Genomic DNA, 20,772 nt, shown 5'->3' on the forward strand with positions numbered 1-20,772 from the left:
TGCGGATTTGCTACAATAATACCGGCTTCAACGCACGAATATGTTTTATTTAATCATTCACCAATAATCTAACATAGTTGATATAAGGGGAGAATGTGCAGGATGACAAAGTTTATGGACTATATGATCAGCCCCCATCCTATACGGGTGTTCAATCCGGCCGTCGAGGCGACCCGGTTGAAAATCAAGTCGATCTCCGTCGTGGGAGCAGGCCATTTGCCGGGCAGAACGCTGCAGCGTGCGAGTGCCGTTTTTCAGCAATGGGCGTTTGTAGTGATTACGGGCGGCGCGGGCTATTACCAAGTAAACCGGGGCGAGAGGCAGCGCGTGGAGGCCGGAAGTTGGTTCTGCCTTTTTCCCGGTACGGAATTCAATTATGGGCCTGACGCAGGCGGATACTGGGACGAATATTATTTCACGGTGGAAGGCGAACGGGTCGGAGAATGGTTGAGGGACTGGCTGCTGTCTCCGGATCAGGTGAAAAGAGTCTCGGTCGACGATACGCTGCTGCACAAAATGGAGTTGATGTTCATGCTGATCGACAGCGGCGTCCCCGGCAACTTGGACCGGGCCGCCCTGCAGCTGGAATCGCTGTTGTATGAGCTGGTGTCCTGGGAAGATAAAGCGGAGGCGGGCAATCGGGGCGGATTCGTGCTACAGGTGATTGAAGATATCGGCCGATCGCTATATCTGCCGTTGGATGAGGTTGATATTGCCGCCAGACATCATATTTCCGTATCGACACTCAGGAGGGTGATACATGAGTATTCGGGATATCCCCTGAATGAATTTATTCACCGGCTCAAAGCAGCAGAAGCAAAAAATATATTGCTCAACACGGAAATGAGCGTCAAGGAAATCAGCGAGATGCTTGGCTACAAAGATATGTTTTACTTCTCCCGCGTGTTCAAAAGAATCACCGGCGTATCTCCTAGAGACTACCGCAGCCGGGTCGGTACTTGAGGAAGGGCCTGAACTTGTTCAGAACTTGTCCAGAACTATTCTTGGCCCTGTTTCTGTGGTTCACTCCCGGTTATATTTCTCCGTCAATTCGGCCAGTCCCCTCTTGATTTCATCCAACAGCTCGGGCGGCTGCTTTACCGTGGCCTCCCGGCCCAGTCCGATAAAGAACCTCGCCAGAAAAGGGATATCTTCGAGCGGAAGGGATCCTTCCAGATAACCGGAACCGTCCTCCCGAACATGCATAGGCACTCGGCGGGACAACTCGGGCTCACACAATTCAACCCCCATTTTGCTCAGTTCCACATAACAATCGGCACCGTGCCGTTTGGAGCGGATCCTGGTTTTCCAATTGCTCAGATTGACATCGCGGTGGTCCAGCGGCTCTGCCTCCGGAAGGAGCGCCGCGGAAAGGATACGGTCGCACCGGAATAGCCGGAAATCCTTGCGCCGGAAGCAGTAAGCCGGGCAATACCAAAGACCGCCGCTGGCATAAATGCCCACCGGCTGAATATCCCGGCAGAGATTTTCTTCTCTGGATTCGTATTCGATACGGATCACGCGCTGCCGCACGGCTCCATCCAGCAGGATGCCTAAATGCGGGAACGCAGATTGTCTTTGCGGGCTTACGAAGTCCACCCGGTTCTTCATCTCGTCGATGCGGTCGCGGATATCGCCGGATATATAATTATAAAATTTGCTGAGGGCCGAGGAACTCTCCGTTTCAAAAGGGAGGAAGGAATAATGACGGAGGGCATGGCTGGCGAAAAAGATGGCGACCGCCTCTTCCTCGGTAAAAGCGATCGGAGGGAGCACCCGCTCGTTCAGCACCTGGTATCCGCCGTGCGGACCAACCTCGGAATAGAGAGGCACGCCCAGTTCGCTCAGCTCCTGCAAATCTCTGAGAATAGTCCGGGAGGATACGCCGAATTCGCCGGCCAGCTCTTTAACCGTGAATTTACGTTTTCGGTTCACGGTCATCATTAACTCCATCAAACGCTTGGATTTTGGCATGTTACAAGTCTCCTGCAGCTTTATTTTTATTGTGACATTCATTGTCATTATTATGACTTGCGATGGGAGCCGAGTCCAGCGGGCGGGAGGAGTACTTTCAGCCTTTTTTCTTATGATATAGTTACGTGTAGAGAGGAAGGAGTGAAGCTCATGCTGCAAGAAATTATGGAACGTGATCTCCTTCTCCGGCTGGAGAAGGCTGAAGATAAAATGGCGCTGCTGTTCTATACCCCCCTATGCGGGACCTGCCTGTTGGCGGAACGGATGATGGAGATTGCGGAAGAATCGGGCACCAACATTCCCGGGAAGAAGATCAATATCAATTTTGCCCCGGTTTTACGTGATGAATGGCAAATATCCAGCGTACCGTGCCTGATCGTGACGGAAAACGGGATTCCTGTTCTTAAGGAATATGCGATTGGTTCCGTGGTGGATGTGCACCGTTGGCTGAATTCCTGAAAGATAGGCAAACACACAGTGCGGGAAATTCGCATAAAGTGTAAGGTATTTCATTACCGGGTTCAGGGAAGGGAGTCTTACGAGGCATGTCAGAACGGGAGCTTCACTATTTTGCACGGGGCAATACGGCGGCTGGGCTGCACAGTCTAACGGATTCGATATTTCAAGAGGTACGGACAATTTATGTGATTAAGGGATATCCGGGAGGAACGGCGAAAGTACTGGGACGTCTGGCTTCGGAGTTTGCGCGGCGCGGCTGGGGACTGCAGCTGATTCATCAGCCGCTGGACGGAGATTGTCTGGAGGGGATCGTGATTGAAGATCTGTCCGTCGCCTTGATTGATAGTGGCGCATGGTCGGGCGAATCGGTTCGGGCAGGAAGTGAGGTGAAGTTCGTAGACTTGGAAAAGGCGATTCAGCCGCAAAAGCTGACTGCTTCTACGGAACAAATCCAGAACTTCGAGCGCGAAATTGCCGAGCTTTACGAGGAAGCTTATGCCTCCTTCCTGAAAACTCTTCGGATTCATGATGAATGGGAGAAATTTTACATCGACAATTTGGACCGGGAGACGATGAATCGCCTGGCGCTGGAGTGGTCCGATTCCTATCTGCAGGGGCCGGAAGGCGAGGAGAAGCAGGCGCGGGTGACGCACCGCTTCCTTGGCGCGGCAACCTGGCGCGGCGCGGTAGACTTCGTGCCTAATCTGACCGACCGTCTGACCACCCGTATTTTTGTAAAAGGGCGGCCGGGCTCGGGCAAATCTACGTTGTTCCGCAAGCTCGGCGAATTGGCTGCCGACAAAGGAATCGACACGGAAATTTATCATTGCGGGTTTGATCCGAACAGCCTGGATATGCTGATTTTTCCGGAACTCAGTCTCGGTATATTCGATAGCACGGCCCCGCATGAGCATTTCCCCGTCCGAGATGGGGATAGTATACTCGACGTCTACGAGCTGGCGATTACTCCGGGGACGGACGAGAAATACGCCGATCCTATACGCGGCATCAAGGATCGTTACTCAGCTTCCATGAAACACTCTATTTCGCTCCTGGCCGAAGTCAAGCAGATCGTCCAGCGACTGGAGGAGATCTATCAGGAGGCGGCTGACGAGGGAGTCTTGTCCGGGATCGAAGATACCCTGCTTGCTGAAATCGGGCAAGATCAGAAAATTCCTGCAGTAGAATAGATCCATAAGATTTATCTATCACGGAAAAGCCCGCTATAAACCTGGCGGGCTTTTTGATATGATAAATTAGATACAGATGGAAATACATACCTTTATCAAAGGCGGTGTCTTCATAGAATGAATATGCAGAATGCAATGGATATAGCCGGGCGAATTTCCCGCAATATCGGGGAGGTCGTCGTAGGAAAGACTGAGGTCATCGAATTGTTGCTGGCCTCGCTGTTCGGAAATGGACATGTCCTGCTGGAGGACGTTCCCGGGACCGGCAAGACGTTATTGGCGAAGGCGCTCGCCCGTTCGCTGGACGGAACCTTCAAGCGGATCCAGTTTACGCCGGACTTGCTGCCTTCCGATTTGAGCGGGATTAATTTTTATAATCAGAAAGCGGGCGATTTTGAATTCCGGCCGGGTCCGCTGTTTACCCATGTTCTTCTGGCCGACGAAATTAACCGGGCAACACCCCGGACACAGTCCAGCCTGCTCGAATGCATGGAGGAGCGGCAGGTAACGATCGACGGGCTCACCCATAAGCTTGAAGCCCCGTTTTTTGTTATGGCTACTCAGAATCCCATCGATAACCAGGGGACCTTCCCGTTACCGGAAGCTCAGCTTGACCGGTTTTTAATGAGAATTTCCATGGGCTACCCCAGCTTTGAAGAAGGGGTGGATATCCTCCAGCGGTTCCGTGAGCGGAGCCCTCTGGAAGGACTTGCGGCGGTAGCTACGGGCGAGGAAATCGCTGCCGCCCAGCGCTGTGCGAGTGAAGTTCATGTGCCGCACGACTTGCTGGGCTATATCATCCGGATTACCGAAGCCACCCGCAAGCATCCGGAGGTTCGGTTGGGAGCAAGCCCGCGGGCCAGCGGAGCTCTGCTTCGCGCATCGCAAGGCTACGCTCTGGTGCGGGGCAGGGATTATGTGACGCCGGACGATATTAAGGAGGTAGCGATCCCCGTATTGGCCCACCGCCTGATGCTGCGTCACGGCATTAAGGTCGGGGAATCGCCGGAGAGCGGAGTGATCCGCCAGGTTCTCTCCGAAGTGGAGGTGCCGGCGGAGGAAGTACTGGCCGCAAAGGGGAAGCAGGTGAACTAAGAGATGCTTCCATGGTTTCTTGTCAGCGCGGTTTTGATCGTCTTTGCAGTGGGCTGGATTTATGAACGGTTTGCGCTAAAGGGAGTGAGCTACACCCGGTATTTCACGCAGAGGGCCGTGTTTGAGGAAGACCCCCTGGAAATGGTGGAGGTTATTTCGAACGCCAAGCCGCTTCCGCTGCCTTGGCTGCGACTGGAATCCAGCATGGCCGCCGGAATTAAGTTTGGCCGGCAGAACAATCTGGATGTGTATGCGGGCGACATTTATCAAAATCATATCAGCATGTTCTATCTTCGCCCTTTCCGTCAAATTACCCGGCGGCATCAGGTGTCCTGCGTGCGGCGAGGCCTGTATCGCTTGGAATCGGCCACGCTGACTACAGGCGATCCGCTAGGCATTGTGGCTAAAGTCTTGAAATTTGAGCTGAACCTCGAGCTGCTGGTTTACCCCCGCATCCTTGCGTTAGAGGAACTGCCGTTGCCGAATCACAGCTGGCTCGGCAATCTGGCCGTGCGGCGTTGGATTGTAGAGGATCCGTTCCTTACCTCCGGCATCCGCGAATATCGGTCCGGGGATACGCTGAAGAGCATCAATTGGAAGGCTACTGCAAAAACGGGAGTCATGCAGGTTCATCAGCGGGATTATACCGCTGACCACCGGCTGGTCATCTGTCTGAATGTGGAGTCGAGCGAGACGATGTGGAGGAATATACTCAATCCGGAGCGGATCGAGCTGGGGATCCGGTATGCCGCTTCAGTAGCGGGTTATGCGCTGCAAAACGGCATCGAGACCGGGTTTCTCTGCAATGGGCGGCTGAAGGGTGGCTCCAAAGATCCGATCCGGCTCGAGCCCTCGGCCGACGGGGGGCAGCTGGAATGGCTGCTTGATACGCTGGCCAGAGTCGAGCTGGACCGCTCCGTTTCCATGACGCGTCTGTTGGAGGAAGAATTGGAGGCGGACACTAGGGACACCGATTTTCTAATCATTTCCTGCCACCAGGGAGAAACTCTTCTGATCCAGGCTGAATTGCTGGAGCGGAACGGGAACGGAATCGAATGGATGGATATACCGGAGACAGCTTAAGCTTGAATCCGGCGAGAAAGTGATTGCGTGCGTGAACTATAACAGGGCTATGGAGGGATGCGGCGATGACAACGATTCAATATTATCGCGGAACGGAATGCAAAATGGATGTGCTGTTTACGGCTTTCCAAACCGGATTCTCGGACTACCTCATCAAATACAATTTTACGTTGGAACAGTTCGCTGACCGGTTCTTCGGTCCGGAGGGCAATGCAATAGAGCATTCCTTTGTTGCGCTGCGCGGAGACGAGCCGGTCGGAATTGTCCTTGGCGGAACAAGAGAGTACGAGGGCATCCGCACGATGCGCTGCGGCGCGTTGGCTTTGAAGCCCGGGGAGCGGGGTCAGGGCGTTAGCGCCCGGCTAATGGAGCTGCATCGCGAAGAGGCGATCCGGCAAGGCTGCCGGCAGCTTCTGCTGGAGGTCATCGTCGGCAATGACCGGGCTATCGCCTTTTATCATAAGCTGGGTTACTCCAGGGTGTATGAGCTCTCCTATTTTAGCAAGAGCGATTTGAGCAATCTGAAATCGTTGCCCAACAAGCTGGATGACCCTATTTCAGTTGCCCCACTCGATTGGGGTGACTTTGCATCTAGCGTCAATAAGAACAGGTATTTTCACTTGAACTGGCAAAATGATCTGGATTACATCAGACGGGCTGGCGACCATGTGTTTTTCGGCGCATTCCATGAGGGGGAATTGGTTGGTACCCTTGGAATTACCCGTACGGGAAGGATTAGCATCCTGTTCGTCGACCTTGACTTCAGGTCTCGGGGAACGGCGACGCGGCTGCTCCAGAGAGCTGTTTCGGAACTCGAACTCTCCAAGCTCTCCATCTCCATACCCAATAATGCCCTGATAGAGGGGTTCATACGTCGGCTCGGGTTCCAACGGGACGCCATTTCGCAATACGAAATGTATTTGACGCTGTAATTGTAAATCTAATCCTCTTCAGGGAGGTCATTTCTTGGAAACCGTTCGTGTTGATTATTTCACCAGGTCTATAAAGGCATGGAGCTTATGTCTCATAGAGTGCGTTTTTTTTATGCCGCTCTTCTTGCTTGCCTATTCTTTTCTCGTACCGGAACAACTTTCTCTGCTTGCGTTATGCAGCCTGCCCCTGATGTCCCTCGCCGGAGTAACGGTCCGGTCAGCTCTGCCGGTGTTCTGGAAGCGGGCAGGCGCTTCCGTACTGTTGGGAACGCTGTTTGCTGTAGCGATAGGGGGCTTGGGAAACGGTACTATCTTGGGAGTTATGGTTTGTCTGTTCGCCGGGACAGTCCTTGCTTATCAGGGGGTGACGTCCGCAGGGAGAACCAATCAAAACAAGCTGTATAAGATCGGGATTGGTCTTTATTTGCTTGCAGGTATCTTATTCCCTCGTTTCACCGAGCTTGAGGGATTTATGCCGTTCATTACCTGGGTGGGCGTTCTTTGCTTGGCATGGACGCTGTTCGCGGTCAACCGAAGTTATGTGCGGTACAACACGTTCTCCGAAGAAGAGGCGGGAAATCGGCTGCCCCGTGGGTTAAGGGGGCACAATATGACCTGGATTGGGGCTATCGTGCTTGCGGCCTTGCTGCTGGCAACGGGTGCAGGGCGTTGGGCCGGTGGAGTTCTGCTAGGAATGTTAAGGCAAATAGTCGGCTGGCTGACCCGATCTTCGGGGGAGCCTGTGGCCATACCGGAAGAGGATACGGGAGGACCCGCGGCTTTTCCGATGGAAACGGGAAAATCGCATGAGCCGGGGTGGCTATCCCAATTCCTGAATATTTTGTTTTACTTGTTCGCTACGGCAGTAATTTTGGCCTTGGTGGCGGTTGTTTTATACTGGCTCTATAAGAACGCAGGCGGGATTTGGCGCCGCTGGATGGACCGGCTGCTAGCCATGCTGGGCCGGGCAGGGAAAGCCGAACGGAACGAAGCCTTTGTTGACGAAGAGATCCGGTTGAAAATGGGGAAATCGATGAGCCCCAAATGGCAGAATTGGCGAGGTATCTTTGGCTCCCGTTCCGGTAAGAAAGTGACTTTGGAGGATCTCCCGGATAATCGGGAACGGATCCGTTATTTATACCGGCATTTGCTTCACGCCGAGCAGGCGCAGGGCTATCAGCTGAAGCCTTATTTTACTCCGCAGGAAACGGAAGCGGAATTGCGCCAGCAGCCAGTCCCAAAGTCGAGGGAGGGGAAGTCGGCTTGGGGGAAGCGAAGATCCGCGGCCAAGGAGCTTCTGGGTTTGTATTATAAGGCCCGGTATAAGGAGCAGGAGCCGTCCGATGACGAAATCGCGAGAATTAAAAGGGAGCTGGACCTTTAATTTCAGCCGGAAAAAGGACAAGCCCGCAAAGCAAAAGCACCCTCATCCAGAGACAAATGTCTCGAATGAGGGTGCTTTATTCTAATCCGGTCTTACCGGCGATTCTTAGGAATCAGTTTGCGCCGTAAGTTTTATAATTTCCAGCTTTCTGAACCGGTTAGGCTCCTTGTCCAGTAGCGTGAATTGTAAATCATGATGCTCCAGCGTTTCCCCGACATTCATTTCCGGATGTCTTCCGTATAACCATCCCCCGATGGTATCCACATCCTCCGTATCGAGGTCGGACATGAGCACATCGTTGATCTGGTTGACGGTCACTTTACCGTCGACGACGAGATGCGTTTCGCTGAGCTGTACGAGCGGCTGCTCCTCTTCCTTGTCGAATTCGTCGCGGATTTCGCCGACGATCTCTTCCAGAATATCCTCGATGGTGACGAGGCCGGCCGTTCCGCCGTATTCGTCGATCAGGATGGCAATGTGAGTACCTTCGCGCTGCATTCGCTTCAACAACTCATTGACCGGAGTGACTTCCGATACCGCCATGACCGGCTGCAGCAGTGCAGCAACCTCCAGGTTGGGGTTATCTTCATAGGCAAGGAAAAATTGCTTGGTGTTCACGATCCCGATGACGTTATCCTTGCTTTGCTCTACAACCGGGAACCGCGTGTATTGCTGTTCTTTGATGATGTCCAGGTTTTCCTGGCGCGATTTATCCGTATATAAGCACACCATATCGGTCCGAGGGACCATAATCTCTTTGGCGAGCAGGTTATCAAAAGCAAAAATCCGGTTCACATATCCGTATTCGCTCTGATTAATTTTTCCGCTTTCGAAGCTTTCGTTGATAATGATCTGCAATTCCTCTTCCGAGTGGGCTTCCTCATGCTCGGAGGCCGGCTTGATCCCGATCAACCGCACGAGCTGGTTAGCCGAGCCGTTCAACGTCCAGATAAACGGACGCATGATCTTGGTAAAAAGAATGAGCGGTTTCGCCGTCAACATGGCGACGCTCTCCGCCTTACGAATGGCGATCGTCTTCGGCGCCAATTCACCGACTACAACGTGAAGATACGTGATGACTACAAACGCGATAATGAAAGAAAGCACACCGCTTAACGCTTCAGGTATATGGAGACTGTGGAACACCGGGTGCATTATTTTTTCCACCGTTGGTTCGCCCAGCCAACCGAGTCCGAGAGCCGTAATAGTGATTCCCAATTGGCACGCCGATAAGTAGCCGTCTAGATTGGATGTTACCTGTTTGACTGCTAGAGCCTTCTTATTTCCTTCGGCGATCAATTGATCCACTCTGCTTGCCCGTACCCGGACGATCGCGAATTCCACCGCCACGAAAAATGCCGTCAGCGCAATCAGAACCACGACCAAAACCAAATTTAATACCAAAAGCCTGTCACTGTCCATTCTCTACATCTACTCCTTTTGTTTATAAAAATATGAATAAAGCATAAGCCTATTATATAGCATATTGTATGCGAATGCTAATAAGTCGGAGGGAATCTGGATTATTTTTCGGATTTAATGTTCGTGTTTTTCTTAGGAATAAATAGATAACAGAATCTCGTAATTATAATAATTGGTTAATTCACGAATATTATAATAAATTGATATTGACTCATACGTGTTTTAACGATAATATTACTAACGTGATGTGACAATTGAAATTAAGTCTTACGAGACGATTCGTATATCCTCAAAAATACGGTTTGAGGGTCTCTACAAGGAACCACAAATTCCTGGCTACGAACGGGTGCTTGCGCATACCTATTCATAGTCGGGATTTTTTTGTGCTCATTTTTACCTGGCCAATAAGTACCTCTATAAACCTACTTCAGGAGGAAACTGATGAATAAATATGATGTGATTGTGGTTGGAGCCGGACCTGCAGGAATATTCGCTTGTTATGAATTGACACGCCGCGCGCCTCATTGGAAGGTGCTGCTGGTTGATAAAGGACATGACATTTACCGGCGCCGTTGTCCGATTCTGGAGGAGAAGATCACGCTTTGTCCGCCTGCCGCAGGCAAAAAGGAATTTGCCGGCTGTCTTCCGGCCTGCTCCATTACAGCGGGATTCGGCGGCGCAGGAGCTTATAGCGACGGCAAGTTTAATATAACGACTGAATTCGGCGGTTGGATGACCGATTACATTGCGCCTTCCAAAGTGCTTGAGCTGATCCGCTATGTGGATTCCATCAATCTCGAACACGGGGCAACCGAGAATATCACCGATCCGATGACGGATGCGATTCGCGGAATCGAACAGCAGGGATATGCCGCCGGACTGAAACTGTTGCGCGCCCAAGTACGTCACCTGGGTACGGAACAAAATCTGGAGATATTAAAGTCGATTTATGAATACCTGAAAACGCGGATCGATATGATATATAAGGCGGAAGTTGAAGATCTGATTACCGTCAAGGAAGATGGGCAGCATCGGGTTCAAGGCATCATTTTGAAAAATGGCGATACGTATGAAGCCGATCAAGTGATGGTAGCTCCGGGGCGCGACGGTTCGGCCTGGTTGACCGACATATTGAAGAAACGCCGCCTGAAAATGACGAACAATCAAGTTGACGTAGGCGTTCGGGTGGAAACCTCCGACGTGGTTATGAGAGAAATCAATGAACATCTATATGAAGGAAAATTTATATTCAACACCTCGGTCGGCACCCGTGTCCGTACGTTTTGCAGCAATCCGTCGGGACATGTCGTGGTGGAGAACCATAGCGGTGTTATGGCGGCCAACGGCCATTCCTACAAGGATCCTGCACTGGGATCTTCCAATACGAACTTTGCTTTATTGGTCTCGCATAAATTCACCGATCCGTTTGACAAGCCGAACGAATATGCCAGAGAGATTTGCCAGCGGGCGAATGATCTTTCGAACGGCGGCGTGATCATTCAGAAGTATGGAGATATTTTGCGAGGACGGCGTTCGACGGCAGGGCGTATTGCGGAGGGCTTCCTGGAGCCGACTCTGAAAGAGGCCGTTCCCGGGGATCTGGGGCTCGTACTTCCATATAATACGATGAAAAGTTTGATTGAAATGGTAGAGGCGCTCGAAAAGGTGACTCCGGGCATCGCCTCCGAACACACGCTATTCTATGGCGTAGAGGCGAAGTTCTATTCGGCGCGTCCGAAGCTGTCGGAATCGCTGGAAACCGAGATCGCCGGGCTTTACTGCGGCGGGGACGGCGCCGGAATTACCCGGGGCTTGGCCCAGGCAGGAGCCGCAGGCGTTTGGATCGCCCGTGGTATGCTGGAGAAGGCGGGAGTATAGCGGCAGCGAGTGGAGGAAGATTTGATTGGATAATATCCAATCAAATCTTCCTCAAGAGCGCTTACTTGCTAAGTTCATTGGAGAAATTCCAATGAGGGAGCGCCATTTAAGCAAGTATTGAATTAAATGGGGGTAATGATTGGAAATCTTCCAAGCAGACTTGCTCCTGGGCATGGATTGCCGATTCTCATTGGAATTTATCCAATGGTGAGGATAAGAAGGGGATTAGACAGAGGAACGGTGGAGCAAAGGAAGCTCCACCGTTCTTTTTAAGTTGCCCGGGAATAGAAATAAGGCTGAACCATACTGCTGTTCTGCGGTTGCCGGTAACGTATCTCTTCATTGATCTCCTTATATACTTGGACCGAATAAAAGAGAGTCGTGACGATTAAGATCAGTACGGGCAATACGGCGAGAGCGATAGGAATGTACAGACTCGTTTCGCCGGCGGTCGCGATTCGTTCTTCCCGGAGATCCGGGAAGTTGGCCAAGCGAGCATTTATGGCTCTGATTTTCCGCCGGGCATGATGCAAATAGATCTTGTTGGCGAACAGGGCAAAGATAGCCTGAAGCACGATATTGGCGATGAGAACCACGACCACGACGCCTCCCGAGAAGTAATACACCGGGAACATGATCGCACGGACGATATTGACCATGAAACTCATCACAATCAGGTATAGGAGCAGATACAAATACATGCCCCTATACAGCATCCAATAGCCTCCGAACAGGAATGCGGGCCAATTCCAGCGCCGGTCCTGATTCCAGATGCTCAAGTATTCATCGGCCTTCTTGCCGACAAACAGAGCAAAATCCTCTTCAGTAGGCTCCGTATCCCTACCCCGATTCCCTGCTCCTGCCGCATATCCGACCGAACCGGATGACTGGGGGGCGTAGTAGGGATTATCGGCAGGAGCCGTTTCTTCCCGGGGATTCACCGGACTTCCGCAGCTAACGCAAAACTTGTCATCTTCTAAAAGTTTAGTACCGCAATTTGAACAAAACATGGCTACCTCCGACCGACTTATTTCAATAGCATCGTAATAGTTCGAAAGAACTAAGTCATTTATATTTATCGGAACAGTTGGTGCATAATTGAATAGAAATCAAATCAAAAATCTGTATTGCATTGTCCGGAAACGTTATATATAATAGTTTATGCAACCGGTTGCATTAGATAGGAGAGATTTAGAAGATGTCCAAGATAACGATTCAAGAAATCGCCGATTTGGCGGGCGTGAACAAGGCGACGGTTTCCCGCGTGATCAACGGGAACCGTAACATTTCGGAAAAGACGCGGCTGAAAGTCGAAGCTATCATGAAGCAGCACAACTATGTCCCCAATTCTATAGCCCGGGGATTGGCCTTCAATAAAACCTTTACCGTCGGATTTTGCTCGGATTATACGGATAAGCGGGCTTTTGCCAATCCGTTCTTTTACAAGGTACTTCAAGGAATCGAAGAGATCGTCTATAACCATGATCATATGTTTTTAATGATGAGCGATCATGATCATGACAACAAGAAAAGCCAATCGACTTTCGAACGAGTGGTAGTGGAGCATCGTGTCGACGGGTTGATTATTCCGAATTCGCTGCTGAATGAGCGGAATTACGAATTGCTCGTTAAGCATGAGATGCCTTACGTCGTCACGGGGGAAAACATGCTGTCCAAAGACGGCGTTCCGTGGGTAGACATCGATAACGTGCAGGCCGGTCAAATTTTGACGGAGCATCTGATCGATCTTGGCTGCCGGGAAATCATGATTTATGCAGGCGGAGCAGCCGCGGAGAGGGATAAATTTATCGCCGACCGGCTGAAGGGTTACCGGAAAACGATGGAGAACCATCGTTTGGAAGTCCGTATTATCGAGCAAGCCGAAGTGTTGAAATCGCTTTACGGCTCCGAGTCGTCCGAATCGGCTGTGGAGGGGCGCCCCGAAGCATTAATTTGCTGCACGCATGAACAGCTCTTTGAAATATTGGATTTCGAGAACGGAAATCCCTTGCTTTCGGAAATCGCGTTGGCGACCTTTGACGATTTCCCCATGTCCAAGTATATGAAGCATCCGGTACACTTTGTGGAAGTCGACCTCGAGATGATGGGAAAAGCAGCGGCAAGCATGCTGTTTTCCTTAATGAACAAGGAGCCGGGCGTACCGAAGTCGGTGTCCATTGCTACAAGAATCGGAAGTTAAGGGCCTTTATTATTCATGTACAAAACTATACAGGATGAAGAGGAAACTATGATAATGACTAACTATGATCACGACCCGGCGGTAGACGCCACCTTAATCTCGCTTAACGAGCTGGAGGTTCGTCTCAGGCTTCCGGCGGAAGCCGAACAAGTGCGGCTGCTCTACTGGAATAAGTACAAAACCGAACAATTCGGAGTTCAGTCGCAGCCGATGACGCTATGGGCGGAATCGGAGCAACACCGCTATTACCGCACGATATTGACCGGTATGGAATCCCGGATTCGATACCTACAATATGCTTTTGAATTTAAGCTCGAGGGGGAGACGCGTTGGCTTAATACCGAGGGATTGCAGAGTACGAAAGGTTTCAAAGGAAGCTATTCTTATGCTTACGCGGGAGACCGGGATGCCGTACAAGCTCCGGAATGGATCGGGGACCGGGTATGGTATCAGATTTTCCCCGAGAGATTCTGCAACGGAGATCTAGGCAATGACCCCGAGGGGACGGAACCCTGGGGAAGCGAGCCTACCCGGGACAATTACATGGGAGGTGACCTGCAAGGCATTATTGGCAAGCTGGATTATCTCGGCAGGCTTGGAATTAACGCCTTATATTTGAATCCGGTGTTTACGGCGACTTCGAATCACAAGTACGACACGGTCAATTATTTTGAAATCGATCCGCAGTTCGGTACGATACAAGATTTGCGGGAACTGGTGAACAAGTGCCATGAACGCGGGATCAAGGTCGTTCTGGATCTGGTAATCAATCACTGCGGATTTTATCATCCCTATTTTCAGGATGTGGTGGAAAAAGGAGAGGCTTCGGCTTACAAAGAGTGGTTCTACGTCAATAATTATCCGGTTGAGCGGAGCGAGGAAGATTACGATTCCGTGGGGTATTACCAGTGGATGCCTAAGCTGCGGACATCGAATCCCGAAGTACAGCAGTACATTTATGATATCGTTTCCTTTTGGCAGAAAGAAACAGGTATCGACGGCTGGAGAATCGATGTCGCAGATGAGGTGGAGATCAGCTTCTTGCGGGAGCTGAAATCCTGTGTCAAGAGATTAAATCCTAACGCAATCATTATTGCAGAAATTTGGGACGATGCCAAGCGGCTGATGATGTCGGGCGGGGTCGACAGCGTCATGAACTATGAGTTCAGAACTATTCTGTTTGACTATTGTCTCGACCGTTCCATTACGCTTCGGCAGTTTCATTCCCGTTTGGTCCGGCTTGCCCATAGATACTCCCTGAAGGAGCTGCACCAGATGTTCAACCTGCTGGGAAGCCACGATACGGAACGCATTTTGACCCGTTGCGGGGAAAATGGGGATAAGCTGCGTCAAATCATGGCTATCCAATTTGTCTTCCCGGGTAATCCAACCGTTTATTACGGCGACGAATTGGGAATGACCGGGGAGAATGATCCGGGCTGCCGAGGAAGCATGACATGGGAACGATCACCGGAGGAATCGGACCTGTTCGGGTACACGCAGAACTGGATCACGCGCAAAAGAGAGAATCCGCTCTTGCAGAGCGGCTCCTTGGAGCTCCGTTACCGGGAAGGTTCGGATTGCTACGTCATCCGGCGGTACATGGGGACGGACGAAATCGTGCTTCTTTGCAATTTCTCCGCAGATCGTCTGGCCCTTGCGCCTGAGCTGTCCCGATTTGATTTAAACGGCTCATATAACATTTGCGATTTTGAATATACGGGTGATCTGCCTGAAAACATTGAACCTGGCCAATGCCTGCTTTTTCAGACTGTCAAATAAGGAGCATGAACGATGACAAATAAATGGAGCAAATTATCGCTGGTGATTCTGGCTATGCTGCTGGTATTAACCGCATGCGGTTCGGGAGCCGGCACGGGTAACGAGAGTGCATCGGAATCCGGAGGGAAGGCTACCGGAAAGCAAGTAACCTTAACGTTCTGGCATCACTACAGTACGGCATCTCCGGAGGAGAAAACGCTCACGGGAGTGCTGATCCCCAAATTCGAAGCCGAGAATCCGGGGATCAAGGTAAAAGCGGTAGCGATTCCTTGGGAAGAATTGCACAAGAAGCTGCAAATCGGAGGCAGCGGCGGGGACCTGCCGGATGTAGCCCGGCTGGATATCATTTGGGTGCCGGAGTTCCAGAAACGCGGGCTGCTTCAGCCGTTGGACGAGAAATTCAGCGATTTTAACGACATCGCCAAGGGACTGCTGGAAGGCCCGCTGTCTACGGCTAAAGTAGGGGAGCATTATTACGGCCTCCCGCTTAACACGAACACCAAGGTTTTGTTCTGGAATAAGGACATGCTGGCGCAAAGCGGTATCGATAAAGCGCCGGAAACCGCGGAGGAGTTCTTTGCGGATCTTGCGCAAATCAAAGCCAAATACGACAAGAGCTGGGGATATGGCGAGCCGGCCTTGCAGGGGTGGAATATCCTTCCGTGGATTTGGAGTAACGGGGGAGATGTGCTCTCACCGGACTTTACGACGGCGGATGGTTTCTTGAACAGTCAGGCTACGATCGACATCGTTACCAAGCTGAAAGCGGCATATACCTCAGGACAGCTCGCAGGATTTAAACCGGGCGATGTGCCGGTGACGGAAGGGCATGCGGGCGGAAGCTATGCCATGATGGCCGAAGGACCGTGGGCGGTTGCCCAGTTCCAGTCACAGTTCGGCGACTTCACGTTTGAAATGGCGTCCTTCCCGAAGGGCTCTGCCGGCTCCATACAGGTGCTTGGCGGGGAGGATCTCGGGATTTTCAGCAAGGACAAGCAGGAGGAATCCTGGAAGTTTGTGAAATTCATGGTTTCGGAAGCGGCGCAGGTCGAAATGGGCAAAATCGGGCAAATACCGGTCAATCTGGATGCTATGGAGAGTAACGAAATCAAAGCAGTCGCCTATTACGCTCCATTCCTTGAACAGTTAAAGACAGCGAAGGCTCGTCCGCCGGTCGACTCCTGGCCGCAAATTGACGGAGTCCTTAGCGACACGATGAGCAGCATTTTTATGACCGACAAAGACGTCAAGGCTGAACTGGATGCTGCGGTATCCAAAATTGACGGATTGTTGAAGCTGAATAATTAATTACACCGGGGGCGTCTTCCGCTTGGGAGACGCTATCTCCAATGAAGGAGTCATGATCATGCGCAAAAAAAACGGAACGGCCGGATATTTATTTTTTCTGCCCGTTTTTTTGTTTTTTGCCGTATTCATTCTGTATCCGTTAATTCGGAACTTCCTGTACAGCTTTTATGACTTCCGCCTAACCGATCTCAATCATTTGGAATTCATCGGGCTGGGGAACTACAGGCATGTATTTCAGGATCACGTTTTCTGGATTTCGCTTAAAAATATATTCATCTATGGGATCATCTCCGTTCCCGGCCAAATGGTCCTGGGATTTCTGGTCGCGTACGCCTTATACCAGAACCGGCCCGGAACCAAGACCTTCCGGGTGCTGTTCTTTTTACCGGTCATTACGTCTTGGGTAGTCGCGTCGCTAATTTTTAAATTCGTGTTCACTGATCAGGGATATTTGAATTATTTCATAATGGATGTACTCCACTTTACCGATAAGACGATCAGTTGGTTGAGCGATCCGGGCAAAGCAATGATGGTGGTTAGCTTCCTCGGGATCTGGAAAGGCGTTGGATGGGCGATGGTAATTTATATGGCCGCCCTGCAAGGCGTGCCAAAGGATCAATACGAAGCTGCTTCGCTCGATGGATGTAACGCCTGGCAGCAAATTCGCCATATTACGTTGCCGTCAATTCGCAGCACTACCTTTTTCATTCAAATGATGCTGATTATCGGCGCTTTTAATGTGTTCACGTCGATTTATCTGATTACGGACGGCGGACCGCTGCACCAGACCGAAGTGATGCTTACCCGGATGTACCAGAAGGCGTTCACTGAATATGACCTCGGTTATGCTTCCGCATTGTCCTACGTGTTTGCCGTCATTATTGCCGGCCTGACGTTTTTGCAGTTCCGTTTGAACAAACAGGAATAGGAGGGAGGCGATCCTATGCGCTCGCTTTGGAAGTCGATATGCGTCTATGCTTTTCTCGTTGTTGGCGGATTGATCTCCATTTATCCGTTAGTATATATGTTCATGACCGCATTGAAGCCGATGACTTTATTGTTTGAATTTCCACCGCGCTTTTTGCCTTCGGAAATGACCTTGTCCAATTTCAGGAATGCCTGGGTCAGTCAGAACTTCGCACTGTATCTCTTTAACAGCGTTCTAGTTACTATAGCCAGCTTTGGTCTTATTTTTCTGTTTTCTTCGATGCTGGCCTTTGCTTATTCAAGATTTGACTTTAAAGGAAAGAAACTGAGTTTTACCATCTTGATGGGTGGGCTCGTCATTCCGAGTCTAACGCTTCTCATTCCCCAATTTGTGCTGATCCGTCAGCTCGGCATGTTTGATTCGCGTTGGGGATTAATCGTTATTTACACGGCAGGGGCCATTCCGTTTACGACGTTTATGCTAAAGGGATTTTTCGATTCCATTTCCCGCGATATCGATGAATCGGTGGAGATGGAAGGCGGAAATGCATGGACGCTGTTCTCCTCGATTATTTTACCGCTGTCCAAGCCTGCGTTCGTTCCGGCTACTATTTTCAATGCCCTAACGGTATGGGAGGAGTTCCCTTGGGCATTGACGATTATTAATGATCCGGCAAAACGCACTTTGCCGATTGCCTTGGCCAACTTCCAGGGTCAATATACGACCCAATGGGGGATTGTATTCGCGGGTTCCTTGATCGCCATTCTGCCGATTATTCTGCTATTCCTGTTGTTACAGCGATATTTCATCGCCGGGATCACCGCCGGGGCGGTTAAAGGTTAGGCCTTGTGTGCAGAAAGATGCATTCTTGGTAAGCTGCACTGGAATGTACATGGAACGCCATAAATCCTGCAAATTATCTATGTGCAAACGATTGACCTGCAGGAAAGAGCGATGATATAATTCAGCACATAATGGTTAAGTAAACGTTTAACTAGCTGCGGATATAACTTCTTTTTCTGTAGCGTTAAAGGGGGAGTTGCGGCATGGAAAGAGCTTACGTATTGGGACGAAGCGCCTGGCGCACGATCGAGGAAGGCAATGAACGGGAATGGCTGATCGGCAACGGAATCGGCGGTTATGCGAGTCACTCGGTGCCCGGCGGCGGGTTCCGGATGTCACACGGTTATCTGGTCGCTTCGACCAAAGCGCCCGTAAACCGGGTGCTGGTGTTCACCAGAACCCAGGAGCAGGTTCAGATCGGGGACAAATCTTATGATTTAACCTCGCAGCAATATGTGAACTGGAAAAAGGACGGACAGCATTACTTGAGAAGATTCAAACTGGATACCGTTCCGGAATATCACTATCAGGTGGAGGACGTGTCCATCCGCAAAACTATCGCCATGGAATACGGCCGAAATACCGTGACCGTCTGTTATGAAGTGACGGGTGGCCGGGAGCATACGACTCTCAAGCTGGTCCCGTTGTTCAATTACCGCTCGCCTGGCGAGGCTTCAGAGAAAGGGAATCTCATCTTTGAAACGGAGCAGACGGGAAAGACGCTGAAACTGGTGCCCGGCAGCCGGACGGAAACGGCAATCCACTTCATGACATCCGAGGGGGAATACGTGGACAGATCCACGTTTCCGGTAACGATGGCAACGCCGCCGTATTTATATGAAGAGGCTCACTATTACAAGTTCGAGAATCGCAACGGGTTTATGGGGGTGGATTATCATTATACTCCCTATGAAATTCAAATAGCTTTGAAACCATATGAAAAGAAAGCCTTCTATGTAAAGTGTTCCATAGATTCACTCGACGATAAAGACGGATTTGCCATCGTCCGGGAATATAAGCAGCGTATGGACGGGCTGGTGGCCCAAGCCGGATACGGAAACCGTTTTGCAGATCGTCTGGTGGAGGCCGCGGACCACTTTATCGTCCATCGTGAATCGACGGGGCTGAAAACCGTACTTGCCGGATACCCCTGGTTTACCGATTGGGGACGGGATACGATGATCGCGATGCAAGGTTTGGCGCTATCGACCAAGCGGTTCGGGGATGCCAGAGAAATTTTGGAATCGTTCTCTAAGTACGTGCGGAACGGGCTGATTCCAAACATGTTTCCCGATGACGGCCAAGAGCCGCTATACAATACGGTCGACGCTTCGCTCTGGTATTTTCATTCCGTGCATGAGTACCTGCGCTATACCGGAAGCCCCGAGGATTACCGGTTTATCGAAGAGAAAATTTATCCGCAGCTCAAGGAGATCGTTAGCGCCTACAACGCGGGAACCGACTTTTCCATAAGTATGGACGAAGACGGTCTCATCCGTGCGGGCGGCGGTTTGGACCAGGTGACCTGGATGGATGTCAGGGTTGGCGAATGGGTCGTCACCCCGCGACACGGGAAACCGGTGGAAATCAATGCCCTTTGGTATAATGCACTCTGTGTCATGGCGGAATTGGCGGAACGTTTTGGGGACACGGAGCCATATGATGCATTAGCACGAACCGTGCGCGAATCCTTCAACCGCCGATTCTGGAATGAAGAGGCGGAATGTTTGTACGATGTGGTCGATGTAGACCAGGGCCATGGGTTATTGAAAAACGACGGCAGAATCCGGCCGAATCAAATCTGGGCCGTCTCACTCCCGTTTACGATGCTTCCCGCCGAGAAAGAACAAGCGGTCGTCGGTACCGTATATAAGCATTTGTACACGCCTTACGGACTCCGGTCGCTCTCTTTTGAAGATCCGGAATACAAACCCCGTTATATCGGCAAGCTCATTGACCGGGACGGCGCTTATCACATGGGAACCGTATGGGCGTTTCCGCTAGGTGCGTTTATTTCCGCTTATTGCAGGGTAAACGGTTACAGCGAGGAAGCCGTGTCAGCGGCCAAGGAGATGTGCGAGGTGTTTGAGGATCATCTTCAAGACGGAGCTATCGGCGGAATCGCCGAGATTTTCGACGGCGAGTTTGCCTGCACGGGCCGCGGTTGCTTCTCGCAGGCTTGGAGCGTCGGGGAGATTTTGCGGGCGTATACCGAGGATGTTCTGCCTTATTTAAGTGAATCGGTTAATCAATAACCCACGATATGAAGCCTGGGAAACTAAGGCGCGACAATT

General features: G+C 51.0%; 17 protein-coding genes and 1 riboswitch. Of the genes, 14 read left to right on the forward strand and 3 right to left on the reverse strand.

The window, feature by feature from the left end:
* Positions 1-102: 102 nt before the first annotated feature.
* On the forward strand, positions 103-963 hold the full coding sequence (locus tag KJS57_RS08780) for an AraC family transcriptional regulator (RefSeq protein WP_213654457.1): 861 nt from the start codon (positions 103-105) through the stop codon (positions 961-963).
* 60 nt (positions 964-1,023) lie between these two features.
* Here KJS57_RS08780 and KJS57_RS08785 read toward each other — a convergent pair whose 3' ends face one another.
* Positions 1,024-1,974, reverse strand: a complete 951-nt coding sequence (locus KJS57_RS08785) for a helix-turn-helix transcriptional regulator (protein WP_213654458.1) — start codon at positions 1,972-1,974, stop codon at positions 1,024-1,026.
* A gap of 150 nt (positions 1,975-2,124) precedes the next feature.
* Between KJS57_RS08785 and KJS57_RS08790 the strand changes: the two genes are divergently transcribed.
* The 6 genes from KJS57_RS08790 (at position 2,125) to KJS57_RS08815 (ending at position 8,117) form a co-directional block, all read left to right on the forward strand.
* On the forward strand, positions 2,125-2,433 hold the full coding sequence (locus KJS57_RS08790; protein WP_213654459.1) for a thioredoxin family protein: 309 nt from the start codon (positions 2,125-2,127) through the stop codon (positions 2,431-2,433).
* 86 nt (positions 2,434-2,519) lie between these two features.
* The gene (locus KJS57_RS08795; RefSeq protein ID WP_213654460.1) at positions 2,520-3,623 is read left to right on the forward strand and encodes a hypothetical protein; all 1,104 of its coding nucleotides are present in this window, start codon (positions 2,520-2,522) and stop codon (positions 3,621-3,623) included.
* 117 nt (positions 3,624-3,740) lie between these two features.
* Positions 3,741-4,718, forward strand: coding sequence for an AAA family ATPase (locus KJS57_RS08800; RefSeq protein WP_213654461.1), 978 nt, complete (start codon positions 3,741-3,743; stop codon positions 4,716-4,718).
* A gap of 3 nt (positions 4,719-4,721) precedes the next feature.
* The gene (locus tag KJS57_RS08805; protein ID WP_213654462.1) at positions 4,722-5,801 is read left to right on the forward strand and encodes a DUF58 domain-containing protein; all 1,080 of its coding nucleotides are present in this window, start codon (positions 4,722-4,724) and stop codon (positions 5,799-5,801) included.
* Between the two features lie 65 nt (positions 5,802-5,866).
* On the forward strand, positions 5,867-6,733 hold the full coding sequence (locus KJS57_RS08810; RefSeq protein ID WP_213654463.1) for a GNAT family N-acetyltransferase: 867 nt from the start codon (positions 5,867-5,869) through the stop codon (positions 6,731-6,733).
* A 34-nt stretch (positions 6,734-6,767) separates the two neighbouring features.
* Entirely contained in the window at positions 6,768-8,117 is a 1,350-nt protein-coding gene (locus tag KJS57_RS08815; RefSeq protein WP_213654464.1) for a DUF4129 domain-containing protein, read from the forward strand.
* A 105-nt stretch (positions 8,118-8,222) separates the two neighbouring features.
* Here KJS57_RS08815 and KJS57_RS08820 read toward each other — a convergent pair whose 3' ends face one another.
* Entirely contained in the window at positions 8,223-9,539 is a 1,317-nt protein-coding gene (locus tag KJS57_RS08820; protein WP_213654465.1) for a hemolysin family protein, read from the reverse strand.
* Positions 9,540-9,798: 259 nt separating this feature from the next.
* Positions 9,799-9,898: riboswitch (purine riboswitch) on the forward strand.
* 82 nt (positions 9,899-9,980) lie between these two features.
* On the opposite strand from KJS57_RS08820, the gene KJS57_RS08825 reads away from it, so the two are divergent.
* Positions 9,981-11,417, forward strand: coding sequence for an NAD(P)/FAD-dependent oxidoreductase (locus KJS57_RS08825; protein WP_211022297.1), 1,437 nt, complete (start codon positions 9,981-9,983; stop codon positions 11,415-11,417).
* Between the two features lie 269 nt (positions 11,418-11,686).
* On the opposite strand, the gene KJS57_RS08830 is transcribed toward KJS57_RS08825, so the two are convergent.
* Complete coding sequence (locus KJS57_RS08830) at positions 11,687-12,427, reverse strand: zinc ribbon domain-containing protein (RefSeq protein WP_213654533.1); 741 nt, start codon at positions 12,425-12,427, stop codon at positions 11,687-11,689.
* Positions 12,428-12,615: 188 nt separating this feature from the next.
* Here KJS57_RS08830 and KJS57_RS08835 point away from each other — a divergent pair, with 188 nt between their 5' ends.
* The 6 genes from KJS57_RS08835 to KJS57_RS08860 all read left to right on the forward strand — a co-directional run bounded on the left by KJS57_RS08835 (position 12,616) and on the right by KJS57_RS08860 (position 20,733).
* Positions 12,616-13,617: a LacI family DNA-binding transcriptional regulator gene (locus KJS57_RS08835; RefSeq protein ID WP_213654466.1), complete on the forward strand. Its 1,002-nt coding sequence runs from the start codon at positions 12,616-12,618 to the stop codon at positions 13,615-13,617.
* A gap of 54 nt (positions 13,618-13,671) precedes the next feature.
* Positions 13,672-15,399 (forward strand): glycoside hydrolase family 13 protein, encoded by a 1,728-nt coding sequence (locus KJS57_RS08840; RefSeq protein ID WP_213654467.1) that lies wholly within the window; start codon positions 13,672-13,674, stop codon positions 15,397-15,399.
* A 12-nt stretch (positions 15,400-15,411) separates the two neighbouring features.
* Entirely contained in the window at positions 15,412-16,707 is a 1,296-nt protein-coding gene (locus KJS57_RS08845; protein WP_213654468.1) for an extracellular solute-binding protein, read from the forward strand.
* Between the two features lie 58 nt (positions 16,708-16,765).
* Positions 16,766-17,635 (forward strand): carbohydrate ABC transporter permease, encoded by an 870-nt coding sequence (locus tag KJS57_RS08850; RefSeq protein ID WP_213654469.1) that lies wholly within the window; start codon positions 16,766-16,768, stop codon positions 17,633-17,635.
* A 15-nt stretch (positions 17,636-17,650) separates the two neighbouring features.
* Entirely contained in the window at positions 17,651-18,478 is an 828-nt protein-coding gene (locus KJS57_RS08855; protein ID WP_213654470.1) for a carbohydrate ABC transporter permease, read from the forward strand.
* Between the two features lie 203 nt (positions 18,479-18,681).
* Positions 18,682-20,733: an amylo-alpha-1,6-glucosidase gene (locus KJS57_RS08860; protein WP_213654471.1), complete on the forward strand. Its 2,052-nt coding sequence runs from the start codon at positions 18,682-18,684 to the stop codon at positions 20,731-20,733.
* The last annotated feature ends 39 nt before the right edge of the window (positions 20,734-20,772 follow it).

This window comes from Paenibacillus vini (assembly GCF_018403325.1).
GTDB classification, from domain to species: domain Bacteria; phylum Bacillota; class Bacilli; order Paenibacillales; family Paenibacillaceae; genus Fontibacillus; species Fontibacillus vini.

What these genes read in the sequence shown, in the direction of transcription:
- KJS57_RS08790 (WP_213654459.1), top strand. Translation starts at nt 2,125, where the DNA reads ATGCTGCAAGAAATTATGGAACGTGATCTCCTTCTCCGGCTGGAGAAG.
- KJS57_RS08810 (WP_213654463.1), top strand. Translation starts at nt 5,867, where the DNA reads ATGACAACGATTCAATATTATCGCGGAACGGAATGCAAAATGGATGTG.
- KJS57_RS08825 (WP_211022297.1), top strand. Translation starts at nt 9,981, where the DNA reads ATGAATAAATATGATGTGATTGTGGTTGGAGCCGGACCTGCAGGAATA.
- KJS57_RS08780 (WP_213654457.1), top strand. Translation starts at nt 103, where the DNA reads ATGACAAAGTTTATGGACTATATGATCAGCCCCCATCCTATACGGGTG.
- KJS57_RS08830 (WP_213654533.1), bottom strand. Translation starts at nt 12,427, where the DNA reads ATGTTTTGTTCAAATTGCGGTACTAAACTTTTAGAAGATGACAAGTTT.
- KJS57_RS08785 (WP_213654458.1), bottom strand. Translation starts at nt 1,974, where the DNA reads ATGCCAAAATCCAAGCGTTTGATGGAGTTAATGATGACCGTGAACCGA.
- KJS57_RS08835 (WP_213654466.1), top strand. Translation starts at nt 12,616, where the DNA reads ATGTCCAAGATAACGATTCAAGAAATCGCCGATTTGGCGGGCGTGAAC.
- KJS57_RS08840 (WP_213654467.1), top strand. Translation starts at nt 13,672, where the DNA reads ATGACTAACTATGATCACGACCCGGCGGTAGACGCCACCTTAATCTCG.
- KJS57_RS08805 (WP_213654462.1), top strand. Translation starts at nt 4,722, where the DNA reads ATGCTTCCATGGTTTCTTGTCAGCGCGGTTTTGATCGTCTTTGCAGTG.
- KJS57_RS08820 (WP_213654465.1), bottom strand. Translation starts at nt 9,539, where the DNA reads ATGGACAGTGACAGGCTTTTGGTATTAAATTTGGTTTTGGTCGTGGTT.
- KJS57_RS08845 (WP_213654468.1), top strand. Translation starts at nt 15,412, where the DNA reads ATGACAAATAAATGGAGCAAATTATCGCTGGTGATTCTGGCTATGCTG.
- KJS57_RS08795 (WP_213654460.1), top strand. Translation starts at nt 2,520, where the DNA reads ATGTCAGAACGGGAGCTTCACTATTTTGCACGGGGCAATACGGCGGCT.
- KJS57_RS08860 (WP_213654471.1), top strand. Translation starts at nt 18,682, where the DNA reads ATGGAAAGAGCTTACGTATTGGGACGAAGCGCCTGGCGCACGATCGAG.
- KJS57_RS08800 (WP_213654461.1), top strand. Translation starts at nt 3,741, where the DNA reads ATGAATATGCAGAATGCAATGGATATAGCCGGGCGAATTTCCCGCAAT.
- KJS57_RS08850 (WP_213654469.1), top strand. Translation starts at nt 16,766, where the DNA reads ATGCGCAAAAAAAACGGAACGGCCGGATATTTATTTTTTCTGCCCGTT.
- KJS57_RS08855 (WP_213654470.1), top strand. Translation starts at nt 17,651, where the DNA reads ATGCGCTCGCTTTGGAAGTCGATATGCGTCTATGCTTTTCTCGTTGTT.